This is a genomic window from Pseudomonas sp. BR20 (assembly GCF_050780135.1).
In the GTDB taxonomy this organism is placed as follows: Bacteria; Pseudomonadota; Gammaproteobacteria; order Pseudomonadales; family Pseudomonadaceae; genus Aquipseudomonas.
In genome coordinates this window covers 5,238,579-5,254,303 of the sequence record NZ_CP172012.1, presented here as the reverse complement: position 1 = coordinate 5,254,303, position 15,725 = coordinate 5,238,579, and the positions used below count along the sequence as shown (strand labels likewise).

12 protein-coding genes, 1 tRNA gene and 2 pseudogenes are annotated in these 15,725 nt (G+C 54.6%); 6 read left to right on the top strand and 9 right to left on the bottom strand.

The genetic code is table 11. The features are described from left to right. The first annotated feature begins 530 nt into the window (after positions 1-530). From ACHPFG_RS24150 to ACHPFG_RS24140, 3 genes are all read left to right on the top strand, one after another. Positions 531-1,736, top strand: coding sequence for an acetyl-CoA C-acetyltransferase (locus tag ACHPFG_RS24150; protein ID WP_431700620.1), 1,206 nt, complete (start codon positions 531-533; stop codon positions 1,734-1,736). A gap of 16 nt (positions 1,737-1,752) precedes the next feature. After that, the gene (locus tag ACHPFG_RS24145) at positions 1,753-3,897 is read left to right on the top strand and encodes a 3-hydroxyacyl-CoA dehydrogenase NAD-binding domain-containing protein (RefSeq protein WP_431700619.1); all 2,145 of its coding nucleotides are present in this window, start codon (positions 1,753-1,755) and stop codon (positions 3,895-3,897) included. 94 nt (positions 3,898-3,991) lie between these two features. Beyond that, positions 3,992-4,717, top strand: coding sequence for an amidotransferase (locus ACHPFG_RS24140; RefSeq protein WP_131699719.1), 726 nt, complete (start codon positions 3,992-3,994; stop codon positions 4,715-4,717). Here the strand turns inward: ACHPFG_RS24140 and ACHPFG_RS24135 are convergent. The 3 genes from ACHPFG_RS24135 to ACHPFG_RS24125 form a co-directional block, all read right to left on the bottom strand. Next, positions 4,714-5,685, bottom strand: a complete 972-nt coding sequence (locus tag ACHPFG_RS24135) for a magnesium and cobalt transport protein CorA (RefSeq protein ID WP_167656070.1) — start codon at positions 5,683-5,685, stop codon at positions 4,714-4,716. The genes ACHPFG_RS24140 and ACHPFG_RS24135 overlap by 4 nt on opposite strands. Positions 5,686-5,823: 138 nt before the next feature. Continuing rightward, positions 5,824-6,546 (bottom strand): lysophospholipid acyltransferase family protein, encoded by a 723-nt coding sequence (locus ACHPFG_RS24130; protein ID WP_131699717.1) that lies wholly within the window; start codon positions 6,544-6,546, stop codon positions 5,824-5,826. Between the two features lie 212 nt (positions 6,547-6,758). Then, entirely contained in the window at positions 6,759-7,451 is a 693-nt protein-coding gene (locus ACHPFG_RS24125) for a crotonase/enoyl-CoA hydratase family protein (RefSeq protein ID WP_065940705.1), read from the bottom strand. A 336-nt stretch (positions 7,452-7,787) separates the two neighbouring features. On the opposite strand from ACHPFG_RS24125, the gene ACHPFG_RS24120 reads away from it, so the two are divergent. Beyond that, a tRNA-Ser gene (locus ACHPFG_RS24120) sits at positions 7,788-7,877 on the top strand. A gap of 704 nt (positions 7,878-8,581) precedes the next feature. Here the strand turns inward: ACHPFG_RS24120 and ACHPFG_RS24115 are convergent. From ACHPFG_RS24115 to ACHPFG_RS24090, 6 genes and pseudogenes are all read right to left on the bottom strand, one after another. Further along, the gene (locus tag ACHPFG_RS24115; RefSeq protein ID WP_431700618.1) at positions 8,582-9,235 is read right to left on the bottom strand and encodes a hypothetical protein; all 654 of its coding nucleotides are present in this window, start codon (positions 9,233-9,235) and stop codon (positions 8,582-8,584) included. 83 nt (positions 9,236-9,318) lie between these two features. Then, positions 9,319-10,494 carry an AAA family ATPase gene (locus tag ACHPFG_RS24110; RefSeq protein WP_431700617.1) on the bottom strand — a complete coding sequence of 392 codons (1,176 nt, stop codon included), beginning with the start codon at positions 10,492-10,494 and terminating at the stop codon, positions 9,319-9,321. A gap of 175 nt (positions 10,495-10,669) precedes the next feature. Then, entirely contained in the window at positions 10,670-11,833 is a 1,164-nt protein-coding gene (locus tag ACHPFG_RS24105) for an Arm DNA-binding domain-containing protein (RefSeq protein WP_431700616.1), read from the bottom strand. A 266-nt stretch (positions 11,834-12,099) separates the two neighbouring features. Further along, positions 12,100-12,348 (bottom strand): hypothetical protein, encoded by a 249-nt coding sequence (locus ACHPFG_RS24100; protein WP_078834491.1) that lies wholly within the window; start codon positions 12,346-12,348, stop codon positions 12,100-12,102. A 66-nt stretch (positions 12,349-12,414) separates the two neighbouring features. Continuing rightward, positions 12,415-12,708, bottom strand: coding sequence for a hypothetical protein (locus tag ACHPFG_RS24095; protein WP_431700615.1), 294 nt, complete (start codon positions 12,706-12,708; stop codon positions 12,415-12,417). Between the two features lie 15 nt (positions 12,709-12,723). After that, a pseudogene (locus ACHPFG_RS24090) lies at positions 12,724-13,629 on the bottom strand (bifunctional DNA primase/helicase); the annotation flags it as partial. Between ACHPFG_RS24090 and ACHPFG_RS24085 the strand changes: the two are divergent. Both ACHPFG_RS24085 and ACHPFG_RS24080 read left to right on the top strand, forming a co-directional pair. Beyond that, positions 13,630-14,187, top strand: a pseudogene (locus ACHPFG_RS24085) (hypothetical protein); the annotation flags it as partial. A 64-nt stretch (positions 14,188-14,251) separates the two neighbouring features. Further along, the gene (locus ACHPFG_RS24080; protein WP_431700614.1) at positions 14,252-15,691 is read left to right on the top strand and encodes an SEFIR domain-containing protein; all 1,440 of its coding nucleotides are present in this window, start codon (positions 14,252-14,254) and stop codon (positions 15,689-15,691) included. The last annotated feature ends 34 nt before the right edge of the window (positions 15,692-15,725 follow it).

Genomic DNA, 15,725 nt, shown 5'->3' with positions numbered 1-15,725 from the left:
GTAATCCTGATGCAATAAGTGCACAGAATGGAGGGGGCTGACCTTTACCCAATAACCTTGGTCAGGTTGGGCAAGATCAGAATCAGGGTGGTGGCGAACAGAATAAGTCCCGCCTGACGTACTTTCGAATGTTTGAACATGGCTGACTGCCTTTTGTTGTTATTCCTGAGCGTCAAATGCGTGCCGGTGTATTTCAGTATCGCAAGGTGACGTGTCGCTTTTCTTACAGCTGCTCCAGCAAAACCCGGCAGCAACTTCTTACTGATTGAACCTTAGAGCCCTCGTTATGCGCCGCTTAGACCCATTTCATATCACTTAATAAGTATTTCTACTTAAAAAGGCATGAGGCATAACGCCATCTTGGCGCCAATGCCTTGGCTAGACAGCTAAAACGATTAATCAGGCAATTACCTTAGGTCCCTACCGTTCGTCCGAGCGTGGCGGTCAAAAGCAATGAGCGCATCCGTCATTGAAACCGTGTCAATCGGGCCTAAGGTAAGGGCACACATGCACAGCGGTTCGAGGACGTCATGACCCAAGCTTTGATCTTTGATGCGATACGCACGCCCCGCGGCAAGGGTAAGGCCGACGGCGCCTTGCACAGCGTCAAGCCGGTAAACCTGGTGGCGGGCTTGCTCACCGCGCTTGCGCAACGCAACCACCTCGACACCCAGCAAGTGGATGACATCGTGCTCGGCTGCGTCACCCCGGTGGGCGACCAGGGCGCCGACATAGCCAAGACCGCTGCTTTAGTGGCGGACTGGGCCGTCAGCGTTGCAGGGGTACAGGTCAACCGCTTCTGCGCCTCGGGCCTGGAGGCGGTCAACCTCGGCGCGATGAAAGTGCGTTCCGGCTTTGAGGACCTAGTGGTGGTCGGCGGCGTGGAGTCCATGTCCCGAGTGCCCATGGGCAGCGATGGCGGCGCCTGGGTGCTCGACCCGCAAACCAATATGCACAGCCACTTCACGCCCCAGGGCATTGGCGCCGACCTGATCGCCACCCTGGAAGGTTTCACCCGTGAGGACGTCGATAGCTTTGCCCAGCAGTCCCAGCAGAAAGCCGCCAGGGCGCGTGCAGACGGGTCCTTCAACAAGTCGTTGATCGCCGTGCAGGACCAGAACGGCATTGTGCTGCTGGACCACGATGAGTTTATTCGTGCCGACTCCACCCTCGAAGGCCTCGGCAAGCTCAAGCCCAGCTTCGAAATGATCGGGCAGATGGGCTTCGACGCCACCGCATTACGGGTCTACAGCCATGTGGAACGCATCCACCATGTCCACACACCGGGTAACAGCTCCGGCATTGTCGACGGCGCCGCATTGATGTTGATCGGCTCCGAAACGAAGGGCCGCGAGCTGGGCTTGCAACCTCGGGCGCGCATCGTCGCCACGGCTGTCACCAGCACTGATCCGACCATCATGCTCACAGGCCCGGCGCCGGCCACCCGCAAAGCGCTGGCCAAGGCCGGTTTGCGCGTAGAAGACATCGACCTGTTCGAGGTCAACGAAGCCTTCGCCTCGGTGGTGCTCAAGTTCATCAAGGACATGGGCATCGATGCCGCGCGCGTCAACGTCAACGGCGGCTCCATCGCCATGGGCCACCCGTTGGGCGCCACGGGCTGCGCGATCCTCGGCACCCTGCTCGACGAACTGGAGGTGCGCCAGCAGCGCTACGGCCTGGCCACTCTGTGTGTCGGCGGCGGCATGGGCATCGCCACCATTATCGAACGTCTCTGAGCCCAAGGAATTTGTCATGACCGATGCCATTCGTTACGAAAAAGGCCAGGACCGGATCGTGGTGCTGACCCTCGACATGCCCGGCCAGAGCGCCAACACCATGAACGCCGTGTACCGTGAGGCGATGGCGGCCACCGTCGCACGCCTGCAAGCGGAAAAGGACGACATTGCCGGTGTGGTTATCACCTCGGCGAAGAAGACTTTTTTCGCCGGCGGCGACCTCAATGAACTGATCAAGGTCGACAAGGCCCACGCCAAGGATTTCTACGACAGCGTCCTGGTGTTGAAGGCGCAACTGCGCAGCCTGGAAACCCTCGGCAAGCCGGTGGTGGCCGCCATCAATGGCGCAGCCCTCGGCGGTGGTTGGGAGATTTGCCTGGCGTGTCACTACCGCGTCGCGCTGGATGACAAGTCGGTGCTGCTCGGTTTGCCGGAGGTCACCCTTGGCCTGCTGCCAGGCGGCGGGGGCGTGGTGCGTATGGTGCGCATGCTGGGGCTGGAAAAGGCTTTGCCGTATTTGCTCGAAGGCAAGAAGGTCCGGCCACAGCAGGCCCTGCAAGCGGGACTGATCGATGAGTTGGCAGCGGATCGCACTGAACTGCTGGGTAAATCCCGCGCCTGGATTCTCGCCAATCCGCAGGCCAAACAGCCGTGGGACAACAAGACCTATCAGATCCCCGGCGGTACGCCGTCCAGCCCGAAAGTTGCGCAAATGCTCGCCATCGCACCGTCGATTTTGCGCAGTAAAACCCATGGCTGCTTCCCGGCCCCGGAGAAAATTCTCTTCGCCGCCGTGGAAGGCGCGCAGGTGGATTTCGATACCGCGCACGTGATTGAAACCCGCTACTTCACCGAATTGGTCACCGGGCAGGTGGCGAAAAACATGATGGGCACCTTCTGGTTCCAGCTCAATGAAATCAACGCCGGCAGCTCGCGGCCTCAGGGCTTTGCGCCTTACGTGACGCGTAAGGTCGGAGTGCTCGGCGCCGGGATGATGGGCGCCGGCATCGCCTATGTCAGCGCCTGTGCGGGCATCGATGTCGTGCTCAAGGACATCAACCTGGCAGCCGCCGAGAAGGGCAAGGCACATTCGGCGGCGCTGTTAGACAAAAAGGTCAGCCGTGGGCAATTAACCGCCGAGGAGCGCGAAACCACCCTCGCGCGGATTCATCCTACGGCTTCAGATACTGATCTGGTCGGCTGCGACCTGATCATCGAGGCCGTCTTCGAAGACCGTGAACTCAAGGCCAAGGTCTCGGCTGCCGCACACAGTGTGGCCGGTGCCGACGCGGTCATCGCCTCCAACACGTCCACTTTGCCCATCAGCAGCCTGGCCACGGCGGTGCCGGATCAAGGCAAGTTCATCGGCCTGCATTTCTTCAGCCCGGTGGACAAGATGCCCCTGGTGGAAATTATCAAGGGCGCCCGCACTTCGGACGAAACCCTGGCCCGGGGTTTCGATTTCGTCCTGCAGATCCAGAAAACTCCGATCGTGGTCAACGACAGTCGTGGGTTCTTCACCTCGCGGGTGTTCGGCACTTTCACCCATGAAGGCATCGCCATGTTGGGCGAAGGCGTGGCTGCGCCGATGATCGAGACTGAAGCGCGCAAGGCAGGTATGCCGGTGGGGCCGTTGGCGGTGTCCGACGAAGTGTCCCTCAGCCTGATGAGCCATATCCGACAGCAGGCTGCCAAGGATCTGCAGGCGGAAGGTAAAGCAGTGCCGAATCATCCGGCGACGCTGGTAATTGATCTGTTGGTGAACGAGTACAAACGCGCGGGCAAGGCGGCGGGGGGCGGTTTCTACGAGTACCCGGCGGGCGGGCAGAAGCATTTGTGGCCTGAGTTGAAAGCGCGCTTCGAGCGGGCCGACCAGCATATTTCGGCGCAGGATGTGCGCGACCGTTTGCTGTTTATCCAGGCCATCGAGACCGTGCGATGCGTGGAGGAGGGCGTGTTGATGTCCACCGCGGACGCCAACGTGGGGTCGATCTTCGGGATTGGCTTTGCCGCCTGGAGCGGTGGCGCGTTGCAGTTTATCAACCAGTACGGCCTCAACGACTTTATCGCCCGCGCCCGCTACCTGGCCGAACAGTATGGGGAGCGGTTCTCACCGCCGGCGTTGCTGTTGGAGAAAGCTGCACAGAACACGACCTTCTGACGGTTTTGGGTATGTACAGGGCTTGCCTTGTCAGGGTATTTCAAGGCAGGCTCTGGGGTGTGCATTATTCCCATCACCGTGTCAGGTATTTTTTATGTCGCTACGCGTCTGTATCCTGGAAACCGATATCCTGCGTCCAGGCTTGATCGATCAGTACCAAGGGTATGGGCAGATGTTCAAGCGCCTGTTCTCCAAGCAGCCGATTGCCGCCGAATTCGTTGTGTACAACGTGGTGCAGGGCGAATACCCGTCGGACGACGAAGTGTTCGATGCGTACCTGGTGACCGGCAGCAAGGCCGATTCCTTCGGCACCGACCCCTGGATCCAGACCCTCAAGACCTACCTGCTCCAACGCTATGAGCGCGGCGACAAGTTGCTGGGCATCTGCTTCGGCCACCAATTGCTGGCGCTGCTGCTGGGCGGCAAGGCCGAGCGCGCGGGGCAGGGCTGGGGCATGGGCATTCACGACTACAAACTCGATGCCAAAGCACCGTGGATGAGCCCCGAAGTGCCAGAGCTGACGCTATTGATCAGCCACCAGGACCAGGTCACCACCTTGCCGGACAATGCCACGGTCATCGCCTCCAGCGAATTCTGCCCGTTCGCCGCTTACCATATCGGCGACCAAGTGCTGTGCTTCCAGGGGCATCCGGAATTTATCCATGACTATTCCCGCGAGTTGCTGGAGATTCTTCAGACAACCCTGGGTGAAAAAATCTACACAAACGGCGTAGCCAGCCTGGCGCGCGACCACCACGGCGTGACCGTGGCGGAATGGATGATGCGCTTCGTGGCGCACAAGCCTGAGGCCCGGGTTTAAAGCCAGCCCGAGCGCTTGAAACTGGCCCACAAGCTCGTGCAACCGAACGCAATAAACCCGAGCACCGCAAAATAGCCGTAGTGCCATTGCAGCTCGGGCATGTTCTGGAAGTTCATCCCATAAATCCCCGCCACTGCGGTGGGGAACGCCAGGATCGCCGCCCATGCGGCAAACTTGCGCTGCACCACGCTCTGGCGCGAGGCCTCCAGCAATACACCGATCTCGATGGTCTGGCTGGCGATGTCGCGCAGGGTGGTGAGGTCTTCCATCTGCCGCGTTACGTGGATCTGCACGTCACGGAAATACGGGCGCATATTCTTGTCGATAAACGGGAAGCTCAGCTTCTGCAGCTCCTGGCTGATCTCTACCATCGGTGCCACGTAACGCTTGAGTCGCAGCACATCGCGGCGCAGGCCATGGATCTTCTGGATATCGCGCTCGCTCAGCGAGCTGCACAGCACGTTGTGCTCCAGTTCATCGATCTCGGCGTGGATCGCCTCGCTGACCGGCTGGTAGTTTTCGGTGACGAAATCCAACAGGGCATACAGTACGAAATCTTCCCCATGCTCCAGCAACAGCGGGCGCGCCTCACAACGCTGGCGCACAAAACCGTAGGACGCCGAGTGGCCATTGCGTGCGGTAATGATGTAGCCGTTGCCGGCGAAGATATGGGTCTCGATAAACTCCAGCTTGCCGTTCTCGCGCACCGGTGAATAGGTGACGATAAACAGCGCATCACCGAAGGTTTCCAACTTGGGGCGGCTGTGTTTTTCCAGGGCATCTTCGATGGCCAGTTCATGCAGGTTGAACTGGCGTTGCAGATTGGCCAGCTCCTGGGCGTCGGGCTCTTCCAGGCCGATCCACACAAAGTGCCCGGGTTTGGCGGCCCAGGCCGCGCCTTCGTCAAGGGTGATATCAGTGACTTTCTTTCCGGCGCTGTACACGGCGGCCGCAACAACTCTACCCATGGTGCTGATCACTTCTTATTAGGAGGACAGGTGTTGGGCAGCTTAGCTTGAATGACGTTCCGTTGCGGCGTTTGCAGGTGCTCGCTTTTTGTGACGAGCAAGCTTGTTTGCGATGGGGGCCAAGCCCCCATAAGGGTTTCAGGCGGATTGCACTTCGCGATCCATCGCTGCAATGCACTCATCCATCTGCGCCTGACAGGTCTGCATCAACTGCGGGATGTCATCCGAAGTCAGACCCACAGTAGGAATCGGCGGCAACGAGCGTATGAGCACATCACCACTGTTCCAGCGATTGAGCCGCATATGGGTAACGTAATTGCTGACACACACCTGCACGATGGGCACGCCAGCGGCGATGGCCATATGAAACGCGCCTTTCTTGAACGGCAACAGGCCTTTGCCCAAGTTGCGCGTGCCTTCCGGAAACACCCAGATCGACGTGTCCTGATGCTGCAACGTATGAGTGGTGGTGAGCATCGCGCGACGTGCCTTGTGCGCATTGCCGCGGTCGATCAGCACATTGCCCGCCAGCCAGAACAACTGGCCGAACAGCGGTACCCATTTCAGGCTCTTTTTGGCGATACACACAGTGCGATGGGGCACCACGGTGCCCAGCACAAACAGGTCATAGTTGGACTGGTGGTTAGCGATGATCACGCACGTGCCGGGCTTGTTGCGCAGGGAGTCGACATCGGTCTTCACCTTCAGCCGCAGAATCCACATGGCCGGCAGCGCATAGAGGCGCGCGCATAAACGACTGTTGTCCGGGTTGAACGGTCGGCAGGCCCCGAGCAGAACGCCCAGTACACCGGCGACCATAAAGTGCAGGCCCATCAACAGCATACGTAACAGAAAAAGCATCGACACGGCCCATCGTGACAAAAGGTGGCGCAGTGTACGGATGTGCACTGTATTCGGCAATTGCCCCTAAAGAGGTAGGAGATGGGCGATGTTTAAGCACATGTTTCAACATGTACCGACATAGGCAGGCTAGAGCGGCTAAAGATGTTTCGGATTCATGTGTAAGAAAAAGCCCGACGCAAGGTCGGGCTCTGATGTTTCGGTTGCAGGGCTTAACTCAGGATATGGCCCTGATCCTGGATGATTGCTTCATCCAACGCCTCCAGCAGCGCCTTACGCACCTTCAGCTTGGTGTGCTTATGCGCATTCATATTCAATTTCTTCAACTGACGTGCCGCTTCCAGCGCCGCCGCCTGCAGCTCTTCAGGTGCCACCACCTTATCGAGGAAGCCGGCCTGCAACGCGCCTTGCGGGTCAAACATCTCGGCATTGATCACCGACCGATGAAACGCCGATTTACGCAGACGGTCCCGCGCCAACTCGATACCGGCGTGGTGCATGGTCATGCCGATCGCCACCTCATTCAGGCCAATGCTGAACGGGCCTTCCACCCCAATCCGATAATCGGCCGACAACAACAGGAAAGCCCCCTTAGCCACCGCATGCCCAGGGCACGCCACAATCACCGGGAACGGGTGCGACAACAGGCGACGCGCCAACGTCGAACCCGACGTCACCAGGCCGATCGCCTCTTTAGGGCCGGCCGTCATCACCTTCAAGTCATAACCACCCGACAGAATCCCCGGCGTGCCGGTGATCACCACCACCGCCCGATCTTTCTCGGCCTGGTCCAGCGCTGTATTGAACGCACTGACCACATCCGGAGAAATGGCATTCACCTTGCCGTTGCTCAGGGTCAGGGTCGCGATACCGTCTTCGAGGTGGTAAGCAATCAACTCACTCATGACGCGGTTCCTTGTAGGATTTGTTATAGAGAGGCTGTTTATAGCGGCGCATGCGCAGACGTTACCCACCACGCCCGCCCTGGTAAAGCACTGTGACTGACTGCCCAGTCAGACTTTTCCCGCAGGGTGAGGGCTGTAAGGCCTGGGGCATGGCGCAACACCCGCCCCAGACGCAGGCCGCCCATGCCCAAGAATGGCAGAATCACCACCCCTTGCCGGGCGACTACCGGCATAGCCGTCTAACCGCATGAAAATTCTGAAAAAAACCTTTGCCATCAGAAAGGCTTTCGACTACATTAGCGCGCCTCGACAGACTGAACTGGTTTGACGAGATACGGTGAAGTGTCCGAGTGGCTTAAGGAGCACGCCTGGAAAGTGTGTATACAAGAAATTGTATCGAGAGTTCGAATCTCTCCTTCACCGCCACATTCAGTAAGCGCAAGCCCCTGATTTTCCTAGAGAAAGTCGGGGGTTTTCGGTTTTTTACGTCTGAAAAATGCCCATATGGGACTGGGTGGCAACCTAACCTCAATGACGGGCGCCGGCTCTTTTCAAATGTCCGTCGGTCGCTCCAAAGGGACTCTGCAAATAAAGAGATTCATTGGCGGCTTTTTTCTATCAATTACAGCCGGCATTCAGCAAGCTGTGAATCAGCGGTAATGGAGCTCGCTATGATTGCGTTATCCGCGACTTATCCGTTGCGCTGATCTACTCAAAGATGGGTTCGATGCGCTCATCGCCATGCTTTGCTCGAAGCAAGCACTCTCCAACGGCTGTATCAGCCTCTGATAGACATGATTCGGCCGGTTTGAAGGTTATGGTCTCTACGGGGTGTGTGAGACATTCCCGGTCGGTGTTTTGGACTGCGCAACAACCCTTCGCTTTCTCGTGTGAGCATTACCTTATCGGGGGGCACGCCTGTTGAGCCCATCCAGCGTTCGAAAGCTGGTCGCGTCGGGCTATTCTCGCAAGTTGAGCAACAAGTTAACGTTCAGTTGAAAAACTTCTATTTAATGGTTAGTTCCTATTGTCAATAGGTGCGGTGGATATCTTGTGTTCGCAAATGTTAATTCGGGTTGTCTGCGCGTTCGGGATTTCAGTCCTGTTAAATTTGGTAAGTTTGATTGTTTTTATATTTGTCGCAAAACTTCAACTAGTCGATGATAAAATTTTGCGAAACTTGACATCTCTTCTGCAAGTCTTCGGCAATTCATGTTGTTATTTTCAAGCCAGGTTAACAGACGCTCGCTATTCGCTTCTCCTCCAAGCACCTCACTGAGCATTTTTTTTGCAGCGTTTGGAGATCTATCATTTCCTGAGAGGTCTTCCAAAACAACACAATGCTGATAGGGGTTTTCTTTTGCCGCGCACAGAAACCAGGACTCTGATTTTGGTCTTGGCATCATCGGAACACCCTTTGTAAAATCGGCCCGTTTGAAGCCTTCATTCATTGAGGAGGTTTTTTGCGACCAAATATCACCAGGGGCGGTGTTTGTGCCGTCAGTATCTCGGAAGAGGACTGCAATAGCGACATCTTGCTCCGCCGCTTCTAATTCTTTCGTTATCTCACCGAGCATCCAAGCATTGAAATAAAAGAAACCAGTTTCAATTCCGTGTTTGCGACCTGCAAGGACAAATCCGCGTCTCTGGTTTTTCTTTTCTACTAGGCGCTGCGTCAGATAAGCTTCGCTGTAATACCTATATATACCCGGGTGAACCTGCATCGGGCTGTATTGCAACACTTCTTCGATTATTTGATCGATGATAACTGTAAGTGGGCCCATCCTGTACATGTCATCCTGACAAAATCCAGAGTGATTTATACAGGACCCAAGATCACTCACACCCTCACCACTACACACTACAATCACATAGCACCATTAGTCTTGGTTGAGCTTTCGTCCGCGTCTAGTTTTGCACACTCACTAGTAAGCTCAGACAGGCTCGTATCCACGAAAGCCTCGCCAGGTCCCATTATCATTAGCTTTTTTCCCATTCTTGGTATACTGAATAGTGGTCGGCTTCTAGTTCCACCGCTAAATGTACGATATATAAAATGAACGGTTTGTTTGGCTACTTCATCGGATAAATAATTTAATATCATCGGGCTGTGTGTGGTTACGATAACCTGTTGTCCGGTGTTCTGTAGGATATTAACTAGACGCTCCACGATTTCGGGGTTAACGCCGTTCTCAATTTCATCGAAAAGTAATGTTGCATTGCCAGCGCCAGCTTGAGCCAGAATAGCCAATATTCGGAGTAAACCATCATTTACATGCTTCGCATCTGTTTCTACAAGCTCCCCGTTGAATTGTTCGATAATGGAAAGCTTTTTCCATCCTGCTCGTTCTTGCTTGACTTTGAAATCAACTACAGATGGGTAGAACTCACGCAGCAATGTCGTAAGTCTCTCCCGCTCCTCCCCCTTTATACTATAAAGAAAAGAGGATAGCCTCTCTCCGCCTGTACCAATATCTGTAGCCGCTTCTCGCAGCGAATATCGCATTAAATGAGGGGAGAGAAGTTCTAATGATCTTATATTTGAAATTATATTTCGGACTTCAATGGTTTCCGGATTAAGTGCTTCATCTTTCAGCGCTGAGAGAATGGATCCTGTGTAATTGAAGTCAACTTTTGAAGGTTGTCCGTCAAGTATAGAATATCGACCTTTTGATAAGGCGAATACGTTTTTATCTGTGTCCTTGAACACTCTTTCTAATGTGCACGAAAGACTGCTTCTATTGAAGCTTCCGAGCCAGTTAAAATTCTCACCACTTTCAGTTTTAACTGTAATTGCGATGATAATATTAGAGGTGCTGCTTAGCTTGGAGTGTAAGTCGGAAGCGCTCCATCCTCGTTTGGAAAGCCAGCTATTAATGTCGCCGCGCATCAAGTGCGAAGCAAAGTCTAGCGCTTGAAGTACGCTGCTCTTGCCGGCCCCGTTTAATCCAACGAGGCAAGTAAAGCTATCCATGCCCGTCGCTTGGTCTAAATTGAAGTCAACTAGTGATTTAAAGCCGTGTACGCTGAAACCTATGATCATAAAATTCTCAATTTTGTATCCTCTCGATACCATGCCAATTTTTACAGCATTTCTTCGCGTTTAGGCAATTGTAATTCGAGATGCTTTTGCTCCGCGTGTCCTCTCCTCAGAGACGAATCGCGCCCAGTTTAATCGACGCAATGAATATCTGCTTCTGGACGATTCCTCTTGACCTCTAAAGCCCCAACGCTAGCTGTAACATCCCGACGACATCTGGCCCATCCTCGTTGATCCACGTCCCATAGTGCTGTCGGATCATGTTTCCATTGGTATGTCCCATCTGTTCGGCGATCCAGTCGATTGATGCTATCCCCGTGGTAAGCAACTGGCTGGCGTATGTGTGTCGGCACTGACCAGTTCCTCGATAGCGAACCCCGGCCGCGAGTAAGTGCGCCTTAAAAAATCTGTCGCGAACCACGAAGTCGCTGACGTGCGGTAGACCACTTTTCGTATTCAGGAATACAAAGTGCAGTTTGTGTTGCCGCACGGTCCGATTATCCCTTTCAACGATATCAACAGTCTGTGCCTTCTTTTTTCGATTTAGCGCATCGATCTTTTGCAGCGCATTCCACGCGGGCGCGAGCAGGCGGACCTTGCGCGTCGAACGCCGAGTTTTCGTTACCCGATAAGCGCCGCGCACTTTGGACCTGCGGAACGTCACGGTGCCTTGCTCCAGGTCGACATCCTCCCAAGCCAAGGCGATGGTCTCGGAAACCCGGGGGCTAGCCCATATCATGAACTGAACCATTAACAGCTCTTGTGTGCGGCTGGTGTGGGTCTCTAGGATCTGTTTGATTTCCGCCCGGGTGAACGGGTCCGGCGCCTCGGGATCTGGTAGGCGCACCATCAAACCTTCGGTTGGGTCATGCGCGACTTTCATCCGCGTGCGGTAGAGCCGGAACACCTGACGCACGTTGCTGATGATGTCGCGGATAGTCTTGTTCTTGAGGGTTTTGGACAGGGTGCCCTGGATCCACTCCTGTAAGTCCAGGTGATCGATCGCGTTGATCTGCACTTTGCCCCAGCGCGGGCGCACGTGCACTTCGGCCTTGTTGGCGTAGCCCCGGTAACTCGATGCTGCAACGCTGTTGGCCTTGATCCGTAACCACAGGTCCAGGTAGTGGCCGAAGGTGTTTTCCACCAACCTGGCTGAATTGGGGAAGTGGCGTGCGTAGTCAAACGTGCCGGTCTGGATTTCGTATTCAATGATGTCGGCCAGGCGCCGTGCCTGGGCTACGATTGCAGGTGTGTTGCCTCCCGGGATTGTTTCCCGGCATTTCTCCCCGTTGTATTGAAAATAGATTCTCACGGACTTCCCGCGAGCTTCGACCCCACTCATGTAAACCCCTAACGCTGTGCTTGTGTATCGACAGTCTGACGATCGGAAACAAAAAGGCCCGTTTCCGGGCCAAGTATCTGGAAGCGCATCGTCTGGTGGACGCGGCTTATGACTTCGGCTTCTGGTTGCGTAGATGGGCGTTCTGCAGCTGGCGCCGTCGGCTGCATTTCAGATGATTACCCTGTGCGCGCCACCTGCCGCACTGATCGCAGACGCTGGTGTAATCGATGTTCCAGGGAAAGCGCCGTACTGGTGCTGAATGATTGCTAGACATTGCGTGTTGCGCCCTGGGTTGCGGGTTTTGCGAGTAACTGGGCGATCACGGCCGCATCTTTTTCGCTCAGTTCCCCCAGGTTGCTGGCCATGTGGCTGAGGCATTCAAGGCGGGTTCGTGATTCGGGTGTTTTGTGCACCAGGTAGCCAATGACGGCCGCGCCGATGATCGCGGTGGCCACCAGGTGACGTGCCGGTGTGGTAGCCTTCGCGCCGCTGCTGCTTAGGTTCTGTGCTTGCATGGTATTGCCCTCTGTTGCGGTTAGGTGTCGGGGAGCTGCAACTCCTCGACACTGCTTCTTTTAAGGTCAGTCCTTACGGGCCAAGTGGATCACCAGTCCGTCAAAATCCGGCTCATGCTCAACGAATGACTGCCACTCCAACACCCTCAAAATCTGTTGCCTGCTGCAGTCGTCCACCAGGATTTCGCGCTGGCCACCGGCTGCCCGAACTTCCAGGATCTCCAACAAACCATCTTCCCCATAAGCACCGGCCTGGATGATCGGCGCGCTCTCACCGGTGAAGTCCAGGCGGTCCTGCACTCCCTGCAGCTTGCTAGTTTTGCCGTCGCCGGCATTGCCCATAAACACTTGGATCTGCATCGGTCTTGCTCTCCTTTACGCCTTGAATGTCCAGCACTTCACTGTGGTCGGCCGGGGTTGTGAGCACGGGTTACGGCCGTTGAACGCAGCACGTACAGCGCTGTGTACGGCCTTGTTGCTGTCTAGGAACTTGCGGGAGCGGGACTCTTTGAGCAGGTCGCGCAACGTGGCTACGTCGGCCAGCTTCTGTTTGTGTTCGGCGGCGCGCTCGCAGAATTCGTTGAGGTTGATAGCGATCACGGTGGGGTCGCTGCTGTGGTCGACCACAGGGTCTTCGCTCAAGGATTCGAGGTAGTCGTAAACCTCCCAAAACTCGGCCACGGCTGCATGGTCGGAGCTGATCGACGCCTGGCGCTCGATGGCCATACGCACGATCTGGCGCTGTGTGGCGGCGACCTGTGGGTCACTCAATTTCAGTACCAGGCGAATGCCGTCCAGAAGAGAGAGCATTTGCGCGTGGTCTTTGCTGATGCGCTCCACGCGGATGTAGCCGCGCAGGTCATAGCCGCAACTGGTGCAATTGCCCTGGTCACTGGCATAGGCCGTGCTGCAGGCGAAGCAATGGGTGTGCAAACGGCGCAGCTTCGATTCGTGTTCGGGCATACGTTGGGCGAACAGCTCAAGCACCGCGGATTCCTTGCCCACGGCCCGCAACAGGAAGTGGCTGAGGGGGCCGCCGTCCAGGGCGTTGAGTTGATCAGCAGCAGCACGGCTTTCCGGCGTGACGGTCGGGCGTACAAAGTGCAACTTCACAATCCGCGTCATGATCGCTTCGTGGGCGACCACGGCCGCGTTCTGGCTGATCGCGATCGTTCCCCTGAATGGAGGCTCATACGTTTCGTTGCCGGCCGTCTTGACGCCTTTGGTGGCCAATGTGCCGCCGCCGTAGAAGTCTTTCAGCTCGTCCCATTCGAAGGTTTTGACGCCGATGGCAACTGGCTGCGGCAAACGGACGGCAAGATCATGGACAAGGCGATCGAACGGGAAGTGGAGGCGATGCAGAACACGGAGAGCTTCCAGAGTCACACCAGGACGGTGGATGACCATTCGACCGAGTCGGTAGGTGGGATCAAGAAGATCGAGGCGTTGGGCGCGTTGAAGCTTCTGTCGGGCGGATCCGCGAGCCTGGCGGCGGTGGATGATTTGCACCAGGCGACCGGGCGGGATTTGAACCTGGTGGTGGGACAGAAGCACAACGCCACGGTAGGTGGGGATATGGAGGAAAGGATTCAGGGGATGCGCGAGAGCGTGTCGGAGGTCAGTCAGCGGTTCGTTGCCCCTAAGACCTGGTTGGGTTCAGAGGGGGTTAACGTACTAAAGATCCTCTGCGACTTACTCGATATGCTGCAAGAAATGAATGTTCAACTCGCTGGGCATGTGCACGGACAGAGCCCTACTCCAAATAATGCGCCTTCGTTTTTCGAAAAGTCCGAGAGGGTAAAAAAAATGTTTGGTCTGTTGAAGGCTATCACGCAATAGAAAAACCGATACAATCTGCAAACGTCAATGTGTGGCGGATGAGTTTTCTAAGGATGGGGGAGTTATGCAGCCTAAGGTATTTATTTCATATAGTTGGTCTTCGCCGGTTCATCAGGAAACGGTTAAGTCCTGGGCGGATAGACTGATTGAGGACGGGGTAGATGTTGTTCTCGATATTTATGACCTGAAGGAAGGTCAAGATAAGTACGAATTCATGGAGAGCATGGTTATCGATAAAACGGTATCTCATGTTCTAGTGATCTGTGATAAAGGTTATTCCGATAAAGCTGACGGTCGGGTTGCCGGGGTCGGTGTGGAATCGCAGATTATTTCAAAAGAAGTGTATGACAAAGTAAAGCAGACGAAATTTATACCTATTGTTTGTGAGTATGATGATCAAGGTGAAGCTTGTACACCTTTGTTTATGAGTTCTCGAATTTATCTTAATTTTTCTTCATTGGAACATGTTAACGAAAATTGGGAGAGGCTAATAAGGCTGCTTAATAATAAACCTCTTTTTCAAAAGCCAAAGCTGGGTAAGCCTCCTTCATATATTACGTCTGATGACTCTGAGCCTCAGATGCCTAGCGTAAATAAACTTGCGTCTTTAAAACAGGCGGTATTGCTTGGAAAGCCCGGTGTGGCAGGTTATAGGGCTGAATTTCTTGAGTCATGTATAGCATTCGCTGACGACTTAAGGGTTCGGGAGACTCCAGCAAGTACGGATATTGAGTTCGCTGAAAAAATTCTCACTGATGCTACTAAGTTAAAGGGCGTACGAGACCAATTGGTTGATTGGGTTTTGTTGGAGGGGGCAAGCGCGGAGGACTATGCTTTGAATGGTATTATCTCTGACTTGCTAGAGCGACTTTTAGAGTTGAAATCTAGGCCTGAAGGACTTAGTTCCTACAGTGATAGCTGGTTTGAAGGGCATGAGCTTTTTGTTTATGAGACTTTTATATATATAGTTGCCGCCCTTTTAAAGCTTGAGCGGTATTCGGTTTTAAAGGCATTGTTTGAATCTCACTACTTGCTTGGTTCTACTGCTCGTTATAATGATCGGAAGTTTGTTCAGTTTGATGGGTTTTGGGCGTGTTCTCGTGTTTTGAGTCTTGTGCTGAAGCCTGCTGATGGAGGTAACTTTAAAAGTACGGCCGCTGAGCTAATTAGGTTGCATGCTGATCGCCATGATATAACGTTTGCTGCATTGAGAGAGGCTGAATTGCTTATATTGTTAATGTCATATCTCCCACCATATAAGCAATGGTTTCCTCAGACCCTGTATTACTCAAGCTTTCATGAAGAGCATAAATTTTTTCTACGAACAACTCAGCGCAAAAACTTTGTTAAACTCCAGGCGATAACTGGAGGTAAAAGCGTTGAAGAGCTTAAGCAAGCTGTCACAGAACGCAGCAAAAACCTTCAGTACGAGTTTCGTTCGTTTTCTGGAAATAGTGCCTTTTGGGACCAGATGAATCTCAAAAATATGGATACATTGCTTTAGGTTTCGCTTGTTGGCTAGACTGGGGCATCTTCTA